A 16,228-nucleotide genomic window follows, 5' to 3' on the forward strand; every position below is an offset into this window, starting at 1 on the left:
CTTAGAAAACTGCGGAGCCGCGGAATTTTACGGTTTTTAAATTTGCAAAGCAATTTAGAATTTTAAGTATGAAATTTAGCGAAATTTTAAAATGCGTAGAAATTTTATCTTTTTAAATTTGACGATGCTTTAAAATTTTAAGATTGTAAAATTTCAAGGATAATTGAATTCTGTGCGGTGCGGGTTATATATAATGTAGTCGTGGGATGAAATTTAAAATTTCGCTGCTAGTTTATGAAGCCGCAAAATTTATGGCGCGCAGAATTTGAAGTAGATAAAATTTTGCGCCTAGGGGAGCGGAATTTAGCGCTACCGTGCAGCTTGAAATTTTAAAATTTTATCCGCTTATATGATGGTGGAATTTCAAAATTTCGCCGCTAGTGCGAAGCCAGCCTGCGCAAAACGAGATTTAAATTTGCCCATCGGAGCTTAACGCTGCGGCCGCGAGCAGGATAAAATTTTATAAATTTTAAGGAAAATATGAAAAGCGGATTTGTAACGCTCATCGGGCGGACGAATGCGGGCAAGAGCTCGCTGTTAAACTACCTCTGCGGCGAGAAAATTTCGCTCGTTTCGCACAAGATCAACGCCACGCGCCGTAAGATTAACGGCATCGCGATGAACGGCGCAGATCAGGTGATTTTCACGGACACGCCGGGGTTGCACGAAAGCGCCAAGCTGATGAATAAGCTGATGGTTGAAGTGGCGCTCGGGGCGATTGAGGGTTGCGATTTGGTGCTGTTTTTGGCGCCGGTGCACGATGATACCTCTGAATACGAAAAATTTTTAAATTTAAACGCAGGCGCGAAGCACATCGTGATTTTAACTAAAACCGACGAAGCAAATGACGAAAAGATCGTACAAAAGCTGCTGCAATATCAAAAATTTACCGATAAATTCGAAGCGATAATCCCCGTTAGCATCAAAAAAAAGGTCTATAAAAAGCAAGTTTTGGACGAAATTTGTAAAATTTTGCCGGAGCACGAGTATTTTTACGACCCCGAAATTTTAAGCGCGAGCAATGAGCGTGAAATTTATCGCGATTTCATACTTGAGGCGATCTTTGAGAGTATGAGCGACGAGATCCCGTATTGCAGCGACGTCGTGATGGAAAAAGTGGTTGAAAAACCTGGTCTGATCTCGGTCTATGCGAGGATCATAACGGACAGCAATTCACACAAAGAGATGTTGATCGGCAAAAACGGCGAGGCGATAAAGCGGATCGGAATTCGAGCCAAAAAGTTAATTTCAAATTTTTCTAAGGTCAAAATTTACTTAAAATTAACAGTTTTTGTAAAAAAAAGCTGGAAAAATGACGAATTTAGGGTAAAAACCGATTTTATCTATTGACATTTTATTTTATTTCTATTAGTATTAGCAGCGTAGAAAATTTCATTTGGAAGTGGAGTGTTATGGCAAAGAATAGTAAAAATGCTAGTTCGATTGTTGCGATTAACAAAGTCACGCAAACCATATTCGGTCTAAGTGAGAATGAAGTTTTCGAGCACGACTTCTCAAAAGCAAATCGTGCGAAGGAAACTTACGTCTCATATATTCCGTATAAGGATATAATGACTGCGACGGTCGAGATAAGCAGATCGGTAGAGGACGCGGATCTTTTAGATGCGATCGTCGTTAAGGTGTATGAGGAGCTGGGGCTTGACACCGCTTTGGATTACAAAATCACCTATAGTGAGGTAATAGGCGCTGGCGGCGATGATAGAATTTTCAATGTCTTCGTCGTAGATAATGCCAAACTCACTTCAGAATTCGATGCGATCGCCGCTAGGACGAACTACATCGACTATGTGGCTATGGCTCCGTTTTTATACGAGGGCTTGTATAATAGAGGCGTCCTAACTCGCGACGGAATCGACTGCTTCATCTACTTGCAGCGCGACGATGCGTTTTTGGTAGTGTATCAAAACGGCGAATATTTTCAATCCCGCCAAGTAAGATATAACCTAAAATTCTTGCATGAAAAATATGTCGAGCTAGTCGGTAGCAGAGTCGATGAAGAGAGCTTTTATAGACTGCTCTCCAAACAGGGAGTAAATTTAGAAAATCCGACCGAACGCGATTATATGATCCAAATTTTTGACGATATGTTTTACTACATCAACGACGTGTTGAACGGTATTAGTAAAATTTACAACGTCAATATTCAAAACGTTTATATCGGAACGGATATCGGTAAAATTCCTGCGATCGAGGTTTTTGTAGAAAATAATCTAAAGCTAAGATACAAGGATTTTAATTTTAACGTTGCAATCAACGCAAAAGATTATCCGCTCACTCAGCTAGATATTTTGATGTTCTTGGTAGGTCAAGATTATTTGGTTACCAAAGATGACGATCACAACTACTCGCCGTTTATGAGACCTCCGCCTTTGACCCAAAGATCAACCGGCAAGCTGATAGGCTATATGTTGCTAGGCTGCTTGCTTGGCGCTGCGTATCCTGCGTATAATTTTGGCTACGGCTATTATAATAATATGGTAGCTGATGATAAAACTAGCGAATATAAAGGTTTAGAGGAAAAGATGGGTCCTGCTAGAACTGAAAGTGCACGTTTGGATAAAGAGACTCAAGCGGTAAATGCCCAGGCTGCTAAGAGTGGTAAGGAGCTTAACGATAGGCGCAAACTAATTAATGCCATCTTAGATAAGAAAAACAATTACGCTATGAAGGGTGTTTCTATTTTCGAGCTAACCAATATGATCGTTAAAAATAAGGGCAATATGGTTAGGATCGGTGATGAGAATAGGACTCTGACTGTTCAGGTGCGCACTAAAAACGATAAGCAGATGACCGAGCTTTTAGAGGATATCAGTAAAAAAGAGGTGTATGGCGTGGATACTAAAACAATCGCGCTGCAAGAGGGCAATAAAACCGTCTTTTACGATAGCAACATCAGTGTGGAGGTTAAATAATGAAAAAGAAAAGTTCATTAGATCAACTTGATCAATGGTTTGCCTCCAAGGGAAATAGTGCAAATAACTATTTTTACATAGCTTTATTGTTTGTAGGTGTGGTAGCTTACTTTATTTTGAGTAACTATGCGGATCCGTATTTAGAAGAGAGCGAGACAAATCTAAGTACTGCCACGACTAAGCTTGAAGGCGCACAAAGAGAGTATAACGAGTTTTTTGGCGGTGATCCTGAGGCTTTTGTTAATAATAAACGCAATATCCTCAATGGTGCTAGGACCAACCTTAACAATATTATTGAAGAGCGTGGGTATCTAGACGGTAAGCTAAAAGAAATTTCGAAGCTTACTTATAATGAAAAGAACTGGGCTAAGTTTATGGATAGCCTTTCAACGATTGCAGAGAATAACAATATTAAAATTTATGCTATTCACAGCGATAGAAGAGAGCCTAGCATCAAACAGATTTTTCAGCCTGAGGCTTTGCTGGATATAGATGTGAAATTTGAAGGAGCATTTTCGAACGTCCTTAGGTATATCAACCTTATAGAACAATCGGAGATGATCGTAGATGTAAATAAGATGGATATCAATGCCACTAAAAATGGCAAAATCGGTGGAAGCATCGGTATATCTATCTGGGGAGTAAATTACTAATGAAAAAGTTAATTTTATGCTCTTTGCTACTTTCTACTGCTCTATTTGCTGTAGATAATAATCAGACGGTGGCGCCTAGTAATGGAGCCTATAAAGCTAAATACGATGCGATATTCGATGATCTTAGTAAGCCTAGAGTGGGTCTTAGCGATGAGCAGATAGCTTCTTTGCAGGATCCGTTCTATCCTAAAGAAGCCAATGTGCCTAGAGAAGCTAATCAGCAGGTGGACCTAGGTTATCAGCTAGTAGGTATTATGGGTGATAAGGTTAAGCTAAACGATAAATGGTATGGTTTGGGCGAGTATGTAGGCTCATATAAGATCGTGCAAATAACGGGTAATAGCGTTATTATTACCAACGACGATGAAAATAAAGTCGAACTAACACTAAAACAAGGAAGTCAAAATGTCATTATTACATATAAGTAAAAAGCTTAGCATAGCCGCTATGCTTGCTTTGTCTGTTACGGCTACTAGTCTATATGCCGCTCCCGCAACTGCAGGTAACTGCGATAGGAAGGCGCTAAATATTAAGATTAACGATACCGTTACGCTAAACGAGATGCTAACTCAGCTATCCGATATGTGCCGCTTTTCGGTGGTAGCAAAAGACGCTATCGCTCAAGAGGAGATGAGTAAGCCACTGCAAGGCGTAAGCATCAAAGACCTTTCTTTACGCGAAGTTTTAGATCTACTCATAAAAGAGAATAATCTAAGCTATGAGTATTCTCATGGCATATTAAAAATTTCAGCGCTAGAGACTAGGACTTTTAAAGTGGATTACATCACTTCTATTAGAGAAGGTACTGCTGTTACTAAATCTTCTGTCGATTCCGCACCTACTAAAGTAGATGATGGCGATAGTGATAAAACAGAAAATGACGATAATAAGATCACTACCAAAGAAAAATTTGATTTTTGGGAGAAGATTAGCGAGGAAATCACCTCTGTTTTAAATAACGGTACTGAAAAATATGTCGCAGTCGCTCCTATTATAAATCAAAATGCCGGTTTAGTAACCGTTACTGCTATGAAGTCTCAGATAGCTCGCGTCGATAGATATCTAAGCGGTATGCAAAAACGCCTTAGTCGTCAAGTCTTGCTAGATGTAAATATCATATCTGTCGAGCTAAATAACGAATACACCACCGGTATAGATTGGAGTAAATTTCAACTAGGATTTAATACCTATGTAGGTGGAGATCCGACTAAGCTTTCAGGATATCACATAGATAACGGAAATAGAGGAAAGGCTAGCGATACTCACGGAACTTGGACGATAGGGGCTAATCTAAATTTCAATATCGACGGTTTGATTAACTTCCTAGAGACTAAAGGTAAAACTAAGGTTATTTCAAGCCCTAAGGTAACTACAATGAATAATCAACCTGCTATTATATCCGTAGGTGATACTATTAACTACGTATTAAGATCCACTAATACAGGTGATTATCAGGGTGGTAGTACTCAGTCAGACGATCAGTATTCGATATTTGTAGGTATTCTTTTGAATATCTTGCCTGAAATTTCAGATGATAATAGGATTATGCTACGAATTAATCCATCTTTAAGCTCTCTAAAATACGCAGAGGATAATGTAAGGACAAATAATAGAAGAGAGATTGCACCTGATACCTTGCAAAAGAAACTCTCAAGCGTAGTTTGGGTAGATGATGGCGATACTGTAATTTTAGGCGGTTTGATTGGTGCAACTAAGTCGAAAGATAACACTAGGGTGCCTGTGCTAGCCGAAATTCCATTAATCGGAAATCTTTTCAAAAGCACTGCTGATGTTTTGCGAACGTCGGAGCTAATATTTGTAGTAACTCCACATATCATCGACAATACCGGCGCGCCGCTTGCTACCTCTCTTAAAGAGCTAGGTTACTCAAAATCCATCTACGAAAATGAGTAATAATTATACGGCGATCAAGGAGATTTTTATCGAGGATAACGAAGTCTCGGACTTCGTTAATCTCGATAAATCGACCCTTGCTTATCATAAAATTTTAAATGCTTTGCAAAAGCCGTTAAAACTTATACTTTTCTACGGCAAACCGGGTTGCGGCAAGACATTTTTGCTTAATAAGATCAAGGTCGATCTTGAAAAAAAGGTAAGAGTCGTATTTGTGCCGCAGCCGTTTTTTGATGAGAAAGAATTTTTCTTAGAGCTTTATTCGCAGATTTTTCATTCAACTCCTAGTGAGCCGATTGATAATTATGAAAATTTTATGCGGGTTTACAGAGAGAGATTTGGAATTTCTACGAACGTGGGGGCGGTAGAGCAGGTCGTTATTTTGCTTGACGAAGCTCAGCTGTATCCTGGGAATTTGATAGAAAAAATTCGTCTTATGGCAGATACCAGATTATTTAAATTTTTATTTACAGTGCATAAGACGGACGAGGAAGACCGCCTCGCAAAGGATTATTTTAAAACTAGAATTTGGGAGAGCATTGAGCTTCCTAATTCAAATTTAGGCGAAGTCAAGCTGTATATTGAAAAAAAGCTTGTGCTCCATGGCTTTCAACAATACTATTTTATGTTTAGTGACGATAATTTCGATTTGATTTTAAATTTAACGGATGGCAATATGAGGAACATCAACAAGCTTATGTATAAGATGTATGAGCTTTTTGAGTATTACGAGGTAAATAAACCTACGGAAATTAGTTTTTCGCAGATTAATAATAAAATCATAGAGATGGCAGCGATAGGCTCGGGGATAATAAATGCTTGAATTTTACGAAGTAAACGAACTTGAAAAAAAATGGGAAGAGTATAACAAAAATAGAAAGCAGTTTTCCTTTTTGAAATCTAAGCCGAATTTCGTATTGAGATTTGACAAGACGATTTTGGGACTTTTGATATTGATCTCGGTTGCTATCGGAGCGATATTTTGGCTGCTTAAAGATAGCGATAGTGTTAGCATGGCAAGTATCAATCAAAATATTGAGGATAAGAGTGGAGCTACAAATTCTGCTAATGATGCCGAGCAGCAGGCGGCAGATCTTGCAGTGCAAAATAATATCTCCAAAGAAGATTATAATATCAGCGCGCCGAAAGTTGCCCACACCTCTAACTCTAAACACGAAAAGGAACGCCCAAGTTTAAATTTAAACGACGTGGGTGTACTATCCAGCGAGGATTCCGGTGGGTTTAAGATAACCAATAATTACGAAAATGGCGGAAACTATGGCGGGCAGGCTCAGGCGCAAAATTTTGGCGGTCAAAATTTTGGCAATCAGAATTTTGGCAATCAGAATGCTCCTACATTTAATGTGCCTAATGCCAATAACGCAGCTTTTGCAAATCAGCCACCTAAAAACGAGGTTATAGATTTTGGACGCGCTCCATTGCCGCCTAAATCAAATTTCTCGGGAGGTTCTACAAATACCGCAAGTAGCGCTCCACTAAGTTCTAGAATTGAGATAAAAACTTCAAATTTAAGCGAAGATAAACAGAGCTTGGAGAGCAAATTTTATGCAACGAATAAGATTGAGTATTCGCTATCGCTAGCCGAAGAAGCGTATAATAAGAAAGACTACGATAATGCAATTAAATGGGCTCTTACGTCAAATGAGCTTGATAAGGACAACGTCGCCAGTTGGATAATTTTTGCTAAAGCCAATTATAAAAAGGGTCGTAAGGAAGACGCGCTTTACGCTCTTGAGACCTTTAACGCAAAGGCGAAAAATAGTGAAATTTCTAACCTAATTTCAAAGATAAGAAGCGATAAACTATGAAAATTTTATATATTTTAGCTTTTGCGATCGCGTCGTTATTTGCAGTTAGCGCCGATGACGTGCGCAACTGGGATCAGATCGGTCAGTATAACCGCATCTGCCAAGAAAGCGTGCGAAATTTATTCATCGAGGAACAAAGTGAGGCGCTTGCGAATATGTATGCTAAAGCGTGCCTCAAGATGGACAAAGTAAATGAGCTCGTCGTGCCTACGGTGATGCTTTATAAGACGAAAGAGGCTCGCGAGAATGCCTCTCTTTATTCGACTATAATTTTTCAAAAAAAGATGCTTTATTTAGCACTTTGTGATGGCGTGGATATTAGCTATATCCGCACGCCTAAGATCAATTATATTTTGTCTGAAATTTTTGATAAATTTACGGAGAGAGCATACGTAAAAAAGAGTGATACGTATGTTTTTACCCTAGAAAACGGCGAGCGTGCCGAGCTTTTTATCAAAGAAGAGGAAGAGGTAAAAAAGATGGTAATTGCAATTTATGCTGGCGATAAGCTTAGCTCGATTAAAATTTATTGGTGATCGCGATGACAAAGATTGAAGAGCAGATTGTTGCGATTTTAATACGAAATAATATCCTTACTAGCACCGTTGTTCCGGAAATCAAGGACAAGATGGATATTGGCTTGACGCTAGGCGAGGTTTTAGTCGGAGATAACTATCTAAGCCAGGATGATTTTTGCTCGATTTTAGTTGAGCTATACAAGCGCCGTCAGATAGAATTTGACGATATAAGCGAAAAATTTTCGATGGATCCGAAGGAATTTTTGCAAATTCTAGCTAAAAAAATGAATCTGTCGTATATGAATTTAGACGATATCGACATAGATTTTAGGCTATCGGAACGCACTCCTACCGCACAGCTTAAAAGATACGGCGTGATACCGGTTAAAGCGGATGATCTGAATATTTACGTTGCTTTTTCTGATCCGTTTAATCTTGAGTCGCAAGATAAAGCGCAGGCTATGTTTAGCAAACAGCTGCTTAAAATCGTAGTAGCCGATCCAAATCAGGTAAATAAATATCTATCTAAGCTTGAGCTTTCAGAGAGCATTAAAGGGCTCGTAGCGGAGATCCGCAAAGAGCTCGCCAACACCGGCGGTAGCGGAAGTAGCGATGATACCTCGGCGATTTTGAAGCTCATTGAGATGATAATCAGTCAGTCTATTAAGATGCGCGGTAGCGATATTCACATCGAGCCTACCGAGAATAACTGCGTCGTGCGCACCAGAATCGACGGAATGCTCGCTGAAATTTTTATCTTTGATAAGGATATCTATCCGCCGCTAGTAAGCCGCTTGAAGTTGCTTTCGAATATGGATATCGCCGAGCGTCGCAAGCCGCAGGACGGTAGGTTTAGTATGAAAATTTCAGGTCGCGAATACGACTTTCGTATCTCGACTCTGCCTATTATCAATGGCGAATCTACCGTTATGCGTATCCTTGATAAATCGAAGGTTATCATCAGCCTCGAAAAACTAGGCATGCACCCTGATAGCTTTAAGAAATTTAATAACGCTATGAAGGCTCCATACGGTATTATCTTGGTTACCGGCCCTACGGGAAGCGGTAAGTCTACGACGCTATATGCAGCGTTAAATGATATTAAAAATATTGACACTAAGGTTATTACTGTAGAAGATCCGGTCGAGTATCAAGTAAATTTAATCCAACAAGTCCAAGTTAACGAAAAAGCGGGTCTTACCTTCGCTTCAGCACTGCGCTCGATCTTAAGACAAGACCCTGACATCATAATGATCGGTGAGATTCGTGATCAAGAGACCCTTAGGATCGCGATCCAGGCTGCTCTTACGGGACACTTGGTTTTCTCGACCCTACACACCAACGACGCCGTTAGCGCGATCCCGCGAATAGTGGATATGGGTATCGAAGCCTATCTCATAAGCGGTGCACTGATTGCGGTAGAGGCGCAACGTCTTGTGCGAAAGCTTTGCCCGCACTGCAAGCAGTCTACGAATCTACCTAAATCGATGCTTGATCAGCTGAAGGAATTTTTGCCTGAAAAATACACGTTTTTTAAGGCTGTGGGTTGTGATCAATGCGGTCAAACGGGCTACATGGGGCGTGAGATGATTAGTGAAATTTTACCTATTACCGATAAAATGCAGAGCTTGATCGCTAACGGTGGCTCAAAGGACGATATGAGAGCCTTGGCGAAGGAGGAGGGTTTTATAGATATGTTTGAAGACGGTGTTATACGTGCTGCGCGCGGAGTAACTAGTATAGAAGAAATTTATAGGGTGGCTAAACAATGAAAAAGCAATTAGAAGTTGAATACAACGCCAAGGGCGCAAGAAGAAAGATGTTTTTGCAAGCCAGCGATAAGGTGCAAGCAAACAACCTCATGAAGCAGCGCGTAGGTGGGACGATCGTAAAAAGGGGTGAAACCCAGGTTGTAGCCAATACGGGCGGCGATTTTAAGGCGCAGGTTTCGCGCATGCTAGGTGGAAGCGGAAGAGTTAGAACGTTGCCGTTAGTAGCATCGATCCGCCAGCTTTCGGTTATGACAAATGCCGGAATTTCAATCCACGACTCGATCAAAGAGGTCGCAAGAGCGGCAGAGGATAAGACGCTAAAAGAGATTTTTAGTGCTATGAACGATGATCTTAACGCAGGTCTTAGCTTGACCGAGTCTACGGAGAAATTTAGAGGCCAGCTCGGTGATGTCGTCGTTGCGATGGTAAGCCTTGGTGAAGCAACCGGTAATATGGCAGAATCCCTAGCCAAGCTTGCCGCTATGCTTCAAGAGCTTTGGGAAAACCAGCGTAAATTTAAAAAGGCGATGCGTTATCCGATGATCCTTATGATCGTTATGGCGATTGCGTTTTCGGTTTTGATGATGTATGTTGTGCCGAAATTCCGCGAGATTTTTGAGGATTTGGGCGCGGATTTGCCGTTACCTACTAGAATTCTACTTGGTATCGAAAGTACTCTTAATAATTATGGAATTTTTGTTTTAGCGGGCATCATAGGCACTATCATAGCTCTTAGATGGGCATATCGCAATAATCCTGAGTTTAAAAAGGGCTTTGACAAGACGATTTTAAAGGTCTACCTATTCGGTAAGATCATATTTTTCTCGACGATGTCGCGATTTATGCTTATTTTTACAGAGCTCGTGCGAGCGGGTATTCCTATCGCTGATGCGCTGGATACATCTGTTTTAATGGTGGATAATCATACTTTAAAAGAGAAACTCTCTACTGTCAAAATTGCCGTACAGCAAGGCGTGAGCCTAACAGAGGCATTTAACAATACAGGGCTTTATGAGAGTATGCTTATTCAGATGATCAGTGCGGGTGAGCAGGCCGGTAACCTCGATAAGATGCTCGGCAACGTCACGGATTATTATAAAGAGAAATTTGACGATATCATCGATAATATCTCAAGCTACGTCGAGCCGATCATGCTATTTTTTATGGCGGGTATGGTTCTTCTTTTGGCTCTTGGTATATTCATGCCTATGTGGGATCTGGGCAAAGCCGTCAAAAACTAACCCCTTTAATTCCGCGCCTTCAAGGGCGCGGAATTTTATCAAAGCATTAAAATTTCGTCCTTCAAATAAAATTTTAACCTTCGTTTGGCTAAAATACCGCTTTAAATTTAAGGATCAATCATAGTTAAAGAAGTATATTTTATCGTCATATCGGCTATCATAATATTTTTTGGGCTTGCTACTATTGCGCCCGATTCCGCGCTTGTAGGCAGCGCGGGCAACGCCATCCGCTCGTTTAATACCCAGCTATTCGGCTATTTTGCATACATCTATCCGCTATTTTTGCTCGCCTTGGCATACGTAGCCTATAAGCATTTTCGCGGTTTTGACTTTAGATTTTTTGAGTTTAGCATCGGCGCGATTTTGCTGTTTTTTACCATTTTGATGGTGCAGTCGAGTCTCTTTGGCGCTAGTGGCGGAGCAGTCGGCAGCTTTGCAGTGGACGGACTTAGGCGAATGATCGGAAGCGTCGGTGTGTGGATTTTTAATATTACGATTTTTGTGCTTTCGCTAGTACTTATATTCGAAGACCGCTTTACCGACATCATCAAAAACTGCTTTATTGGCTCAAGAGATGAAAGCTCGCAGGATGAAATTGGAGACGATTTTGCTAGCGACGCGGATGCAGCACAAAGAGGCGGGCTTGCAAGGCATTCGTCTGCGCAAGGATTGAGAGGTACAGAAAATTTTAACGCTTTGAATGACACTTTGAGCGCAGAGGACGGTTCGGCGAGACAGAGCGATTTTGCGGAGCAGGGTGCAAGCGGACGCGGTTTTGAAGGCGGGCAAAATTTTCAAAATTTAAACGATGCTCGCGAGCCTGAAAATGAGCAGAATTTCGGTGACGCGCAGGGCCTACAGGCTTCCGCTGAACGCGAGCTTAAAATGCCGCAAAAGGGAAAGCCGAGCAGGCTAAAAAGGGTCGAGCGCCTAAGCGAGGTCGCCGAAAACAAAAGGCTTTTGGATCAGCTCGATAAGGGCAGAGTGGCTAAGCCCAAGGATTTTAAGCTGCCGCCTCTTGATTTTTTAAACTTGCCGCCGAAAAAGAAAAGTAGCATCGATGAGAGCGAGATCGATCGTAAAATTTACGACCTGCTCGATAAACTGCGTAAATTTAAGATCGACGGCGACGTGGTGCGGACCTATTCGGGCCCGGTCGTTACGACATTTGAGTTTCGCCCCGCCGCGCATATCAAGGTAAGTAAAATTTTAACGCTGCAAGACGATCTCGCGATGGCGCTTCGGGCACAGACCATCCGTATCCAGGCGCCGGTTCCTGGCAAAGATGTCGTGGGTATCGAGATACCGAATCAAAATATCGATACGATCTATCTGCGCGAAATTTTAGAAAGCGACGTGTTTAAAAGCGCCTCCAGTCCGCTTACCATCGTGCTTGGCAAGGACATCGTGGGGCAGCCTTTCGTCACCGATCTTAAAAAGCTGCCGCACCTTCTCATCGCAGGCACCACGGGAAGCGGCAAGAGCGTGGGCATCAACGCCATGCTGCTTAGCCTTTTGTATCGCAACTCGCCCAAGAGCCTGCGCCTTATAATGATCGATCCAAAGATGCTCGAGTTTAGCATCTACAACGATATCCCGCACCTGCTAACGCCCGTCATCACGCAGCCTAAACAGGCGATCATCGCGCTAAGCAACCTTGTTTCAGAGATGGAGCAGCGTTACTCGCTCATGGCACAAAACAGGACGAAAAACATCGACAACTACAACGAAAAGATGCTGCGCGAGGGCGGCGAAATTTTGCCTTACATCGTCGTTATCATCGACGAGCTCGCGGATCTGATGATGACGAGCGGCAAGGATGTGGAGCACTACATCGCGCGTCTGGCGCAGATGGCGCGCGCCAGCGGCATCCATCTCATCGTAGCGACGCAACGCCCAAGCGTGGATGTCGTCACGGGGCTGATAAAGGCGAATCTGCCCAGCCGCATCAGCTTCCGAGTGGGCTCGAAGGTCGATAGTAAGGTGATTTTGGATCAGATGGGTGCGGACAGCCTGCTCGGGCGGGGCGATATGCTCTTTACGCCGCCTACCGCGCCGGGGCTCATCCGCCTGCACGCGCCGTTTACGACCGAGGATGAGATCAACAAGATCACGGAATTTTTAAAGGCGCAAGAAAGCGTCGTTTATGACGAGCGATTTTTGATCGAAAACGAGAACGCCAAGCAAGAAGGCGGTATAATCAATCCGCAAAATATCGTGCTTGACGAGCTTTACGACGAGGCGAAGGCGATTATTTTGGAGGAGGAGAAGACCTCGATCAGCTACCTGCAGCGCCGCTTGCGTATCGGATACAACCGCGCCGCGACGATCATCGAGCAGCTTGAGCAGATGGGCGTTTTAAGCGAGATCAACGCCAAAGGTCAGCGCGACATAATCAAATGAGCTTTAAAATTTCGATAAAATTTAAGCGGTGAAATTTTAAAATTTATCGGATATGCAGCGGTGAAATTTGAAAATTTTTTGATCTGCATGGCGGATTTTAAATTTTAAAATTTGTGCGTTCTACAGCTCGCGCTGTGCCTCTGCGGCTGCGGGAAGGCGGACGGTTTATACGGATGCGAGGATGCGATCGAAGTCTCTTGCAGCGCGGGAGGCGTTTTAAAAGTAGCGCTCGGCAGGTACAAACAGCACGTTTTGCAGCTTGCATTTGTGGCGTGTTCGCTGTCTAAATTTATAAGGCGTAGTTTAATTGCGCGCTGTACTCTTGGCGCCAAATTTTAATCGCGGCGTGAAATTTTAGAGCGCAAGCGGAGCAGAAACAGGGTAGGGTTTTAAAATTGAGTGCTAAAAATTTTACGGTTTTAAATTTTATAAATTTACAAAGCCTCGCAGAATTTAAAATTTTAAAATTTCGCTTCTTTTTAGGCTTTGGAATTTTAAAATTTTAAAATTTGCCGCAGCGGACCTGAATTTTAAATTGTGCCGCGCCGACATGAAACGTCTTGCGACTGCGCAAGCGGAAAAAGTTGTTACAGACTTGGCTTGCGGCGCGCGAGTACATGAGTGAAAAGTTCGTCGCGCGCTGAAGGCTAGTAGCGGAGTATTGCAGTCGTTCGCATCGGCTGATTTATAGTGCGAGTGCTCAGTCGCACGCCAAAAACCGATGCGTCGTTAAGCGGCGGAGCGCGCTGTGTTTTGTGCCGGCATGTTTCGTAGTGCGGCTGCATTTGCGGTATGTTTTGCGAGCGAGTGCTTGCAATACTCTGCGACGTAAAATTTTAGAATTAAATTTATCGCCGTGCGCATAAATAAATTTGCGCTATAGCGGCGAATAAATTTAAAACGAAATTTCGCACCGTCTGCAAGTACAAACGCGTTTTTGCAGCGAAGTCGTATTTTGCAGTGTGGCTGCGTTGTAAGATACGGCACATTTTGCACCGCGGCATGTTGAAAATTGATCGACATGTTAACAACACGTAGCGTAAATTTGCGACTACCGCGCGCTACCAGAGTGTATAGCGTAAGGCCTTGCGACTACCGTTGTATTGCTCTCGTGTGCGATTTTGCACGGTCGCGGTTTGCGACCTTGTTATCGCGTGCCGAAAGTCGCCGCGATACGCCTGCCAGAGTAGAATGCACCCGCCTGTGTATTAAAAGATAGTGCGAGGTTGCGTTCTACGGCGCGGTAGCGCGTGTCAAAAGGCCGCGCGATACGCGAGAGTAAAATGCACGCTTAAAAAGCGGCATGGATTTCGCTTCGCAGTGCTCTATCCGCAGCGTGCGTCAAAAGTCGTCGCGATATGTTAGAACGGAGTGTGTGCAACGCACACTTATGGGATAACGAGAGATTGTGCTTTACGGCGCACTATCCTGCAGCATGCACCGAAAAGCCGCCTATGCGCGAGAATAAAATTCGCGCCGCGTTCCAAAAGACAATGTGTGATCGCGCCGCGCGTCAAAGATGCACGATCGTATTGCGTGCCAAAAGACAATGCGCGATCGCGCCGTACACCAAAAGACGATGCACGATCGGCGCCGTGCGGCACAGGCGCGATGCGAAGTCCGAGCCTCGCGCAGCAGACGAAGCGTGCACGGCACACGCAAATGCGAATAAATTTTAAAACGGAGAGATGATTGAAAACCGATAAATGGCTATATTACTTCACCTGCGCGCTCATTACGATCGGCATGATATTTTCGCTGTCGCTGAGCTCATATACGGTGCTTCTGCTGGGTGCTACGCCACTGCATTTTTTTTATCGTCAGTGCGCGGTGGGGATCGCGTGTATCGCGGTGATGTGGATCGTCTCGCGCGCCGATCCCGATAAATGCCTAACGCCGGTGTGCATGTCGCTTTTTGCGATCATGGGGATTTTGATGCTCGCGATGGGCTTTTTACCCAAGTCTTTGGTCGCCGACGTAAACGGCGCGGCGCGCTGGATCAGACTGCCGTTTTTTAACCTCGCGCCGGTGGAATTTTTCAAGGTGGGTTTCATCTACTTTTTAGCGTGGAGCTTCTCGCGCAAGCTCGATCACTCCAAAAAAAGCATCGGGCGCGAGATCGCGACGCTGCTTCCTTACGTAGCGCTTTTCGGCTTTGTGGTGATCCTAGTCGCCATCGTGCAAAACGATCTGGGGCAGGTCGCGGTGCTGGGGCTTACGATGATTTTTATGTCGCTTTTCGCGGGTACGAGTTTTAAGCTCATCGGCTTTAGCCTTATGGGGATTTTGGGGCTTGCTTACGTTTTTATCGTCACGAGCGCGCACAGAGTTGATCGCGTGCGCTCGTGGTGGGGCGGCGTGCAGGATTTCGTGCTGTCGTTTATGTCGCCGGAGACCGCTGCAGGGCTGCGTATAGAGGACGCTAGCGCGCCGTATCAGGTCGGACACTCGCTAAATGCGATAAACAACGGCGAGTTTTTCGGGCAGGGGCTTGGGCTCGGGAGCTTTAAGCTTGGCTATCTGAGCGAGGTGCATACCGACTTCGTGCTCGCAGGTATCGCCGAGGAGTGGGGATTTATCGGGATTTTGCTCATCGTGGCGCTATTTTATGCGATGCTCTTTCGCATCTTTCAGACCGCGAGTAAGTCGCCGAGTAACGTAAATTTCCTCTTTTGCCTGGGTATCGGCTTTATGTTTTTCTTTTCGTTCATCATCAACTCCTACGGCATTACGTCGATCTCGCCGGTTAAGGGTATCGCCGTGCCGTTTCTGAGCTACGGCGGCAGCCACCTGCTCGCGGCGTCGTTTGCGGTGGGGCTCGTTTTGATGGCGTCAAAAAGGGCGAAATTTTAAAGCTTCTGCGGGCTTTGGGCGAGCGCGGTTTAAATTTAGACGTAAAATTTAGAGCCGAATTTGCGCTTAAAATTCTACTCCAAAGCGCGCCGAGGCTTAAATTTAAGCGAGA

The 16,228-nt window shown here is 43.7% G+C and carries 13 protein-coding genes; all 13 read left to right on the top strand.

Annotated elements, in window-relative coordinates; translation table 11 throughout:
- The first annotated feature begins 480 nt into the window (after positions 1 to 480).
- Positions 481 to 1,350 carry a GTPase Era gene (gene era, locus Q0274_RS06945; protein ID WP_298028495.1) on the top strand — a complete coding sequence of 290 codons (870 nt, stop codon included), beginning with the start codon at positions 481 to 483 and terminating at the stop codon, positions 1,348 to 1,350.
- A gap of 62 nt (positions 1,351 to 1,412) precedes the next feature.
- Positions 1,413 to 2,933 carry a hypothetical protein gene (locus Q0274_RS06950; protein WP_298028496.1) on the top strand — a complete coding sequence of 507 codons (1,521 nt, stop codon included), beginning with the start codon at positions 1,413 to 1,415 and terminating at the stop codon, positions 2,931 to 2,933.
- Positions 2,933 to 3,586: a hypothetical protein gene (locus Q0274_RS06955; RefSeq protein ID WP_298028497.1), complete on the top strand. Its 654-nt coding sequence runs from the start codon at positions 2,933 to 2,935 to the stop codon at positions 3,584 to 3,586. Before Q0274_RS06950 ends, Q0274_RS06955 begins: the two co-directional genes overlap by 1 nt.
- Positions 3,586 to 4,014: a hypothetical protein gene (locus tag Q0274_RS06960; RefSeq protein ID WP_297942314.1), complete on the top strand. Its 429-nt coding sequence runs from the start codon at positions 3,586 to 3,588 to the stop codon at positions 4,012 to 4,014. The genes Q0274_RS06955 and Q0274_RS06960 overlap by 1 nt, the downstream gene beginning before the upstream one ends.
- Entirely contained in the window at positions 3,992 to 5,500 is a 1,509-nt protein-coding gene (gene mshL, locus Q0274_RS06965) for a pilus (MSHA type) biogenesis protein MshL (RefSeq protein ID WP_298028498.1), read from the top strand. Before Q0274_RS06960 ends, mshL begins: the two co-directional genes overlap by 23 nt.
- Entirely contained in the window at positions 5,493 to 6,323 is an 831-nt protein-coding gene (locus Q0274_RS06970) for an ATP-binding protein (protein WP_005870282.1), read from the top strand. The genes mshL and Q0274_RS06970 overlap by 8 nt, the downstream gene beginning before the upstream one ends.
- On the top strand, positions 6,316 to 7,329 hold the full coding sequence (locus tag Q0274_RS06975) for a hypothetical protein (protein ID WP_298028499.1): 1,014 nt from the start codon (positions 6,316 to 6,318) through the stop codon (positions 7,327 to 7,329). The genes Q0274_RS06970 and Q0274_RS06975 overlap by 8 nt, the downstream gene beginning before the upstream one ends.
- Positions 7,326 to 7,865 carry a hypothetical protein gene (locus Q0274_RS06980; RefSeq protein WP_177389145.1) on the top strand — a complete coding sequence of 180 codons (540 nt, stop codon included), beginning with the start codon at positions 7,326 to 7,328 and terminating at the stop codon, positions 7,863 to 7,865. Before Q0274_RS06975 ends, Q0274_RS06980 begins: the two co-directional genes overlap by 4 nt.
- 5 nt (positions 7,866 to 7,870) lie before the next feature.
- Positions 7,871 to 9,619, top strand: a complete 1,749-nt coding sequence (locus Q0274_RS06985) for a GspE/PulE family protein (protein ID WP_298028501.1) — start codon at positions 7,871 to 7,873, stop codon at positions 9,617 to 9,619.
- Complete coding sequence (locus Q0274_RS06990; RefSeq protein WP_005870289.1) at positions 9,616 to 10,860, top strand: type II secretion system F family protein; 1,245 nt, start codon at positions 9,616 to 9,618, stop codon at positions 10,858 to 10,860. Before Q0274_RS06985 ends, Q0274_RS06990 begins: the two co-directional genes overlap by 4 nt.
- Positions 10,861 to 11,019: 159 nt before the next feature.
- Entirely contained in the window at positions 11,020 to 13,263 is a 2,244-nt protein-coding gene (locus Q0274_RS06995) for a DNA translocase FtsK (RefSeq protein ID WP_298028504.1), read from the top strand.
- A gap of 1,358 nt (positions 13,264 to 14,621) precedes the next feature.
- Positions 14,622 to 14,942, top strand: coding sequence for a hypothetical protein (locus tag Q0274_RS07000; protein ID WP_298028502.1), 321 nt, complete (start codon positions 14,622 to 14,624; stop codon positions 14,940 to 14,942).
- Positions 14,943 to 14,955: 13 nt separating this feature from the next.
- The gene (locus tag Q0274_RS07005; protein WP_298028503.1) at positions 14,956 to 16,116 is read left to right on the top strand and encodes an FtsW/RodA/SpoVE family cell cycle protein; all 1,161 of its coding nucleotides are present in this window, start codon (positions 14,956 to 14,958) and stop codon (positions 16,114 to 16,116) included.
- Positions 16,117 to 16,228: the final 112 nt, after the last annotated feature.

This window comes from uncultured Campylobacter sp. (genome assembly GCF_937973075.1).
GTDB lineage: Bacteria > Campylobacterota > Campylobacteria > Campylobacterales > Campylobacteraceae > Campylobacter_B.

What these genes read in the sequence shown, in the direction of transcription:
- Q0274_RS06955 (WP_298028497.1), top strand. Translation starts at nt 2,933, where the DNA reads ATGAAAAAGAAAAGTTCATTAGATCAACTTGATCAATGGTTTGCCTCC.
- Q0274_RS06950 (WP_298028496.1), top strand. Translation starts at nt 1,413, where the DNA reads ATGGCAAAGAATAGTAAAAATGCTAGTTCGATTGTTGCGATTAACAAA.
- Q0274_RS06960 (WP_297942314.1), top strand. Translation starts at nt 3,586, where the DNA reads ATGAAAAAGTTAATTTTATGCTCTTTGCTACTTTCTACTGCTCTATTT.
- era (WP_298028495.1), top strand. Translation starts at nt 481, where the DNA reads ATGAAAAGCGGATTTGTAACGCTCATCGGGCGGACGAATGCGGGCAAG.
- Q0274_RS06985 (WP_298028501.1), top strand. Translation starts at nt 7,871, where the DNA reads ATGACAAAGATTGAAGAGCAGATTGTTGCGATTTTAATACGAAATAAT.
- Q0274_RS06980 (WP_177389145.1), top strand. Translation starts at nt 7,326, where the DNA reads ATGAAAATTTTATATATTTTAGCTTTTGCGATCGCGTCGTTATTTGCA.
- Q0274_RS06975 (WP_298028499.1), top strand. Translation starts at nt 6,316, where the DNA reads ATGCTTGAATTTTACGAAGTAAACGAACTTGAAAAAAAATGGGAAGAG.
- Q0274_RS06990 (WP_005870289.1), top strand. Translation starts at nt 9,616, where the DNA reads ATGAAAAAGCAATTAGAAGTTGAATACAACGCCAAGGGCGCAAGAAGA.
- Q0274_RS07000 (WP_298028502.1), top strand. Translation starts at nt 14,622, where the DNA reads ATGTTAGAACGGAGTGTGTGCAACGCACACTTATGGGATAACGAGAGA.
- Q0274_RS06970 (WP_005870282.1), top strand. Translation starts at nt 5,493, where the DNA reads ATGAGTAATAATTATACGGCGATCAAGGAGATTTTTATCGAGGATAAC.
- mshL (WP_298028498.1), top strand. Translation starts at nt 3,992, where the DNA reads ATGTCATTATTACATATAAGTAAAAAGCTTAGCATAGCCGCTATGCTT.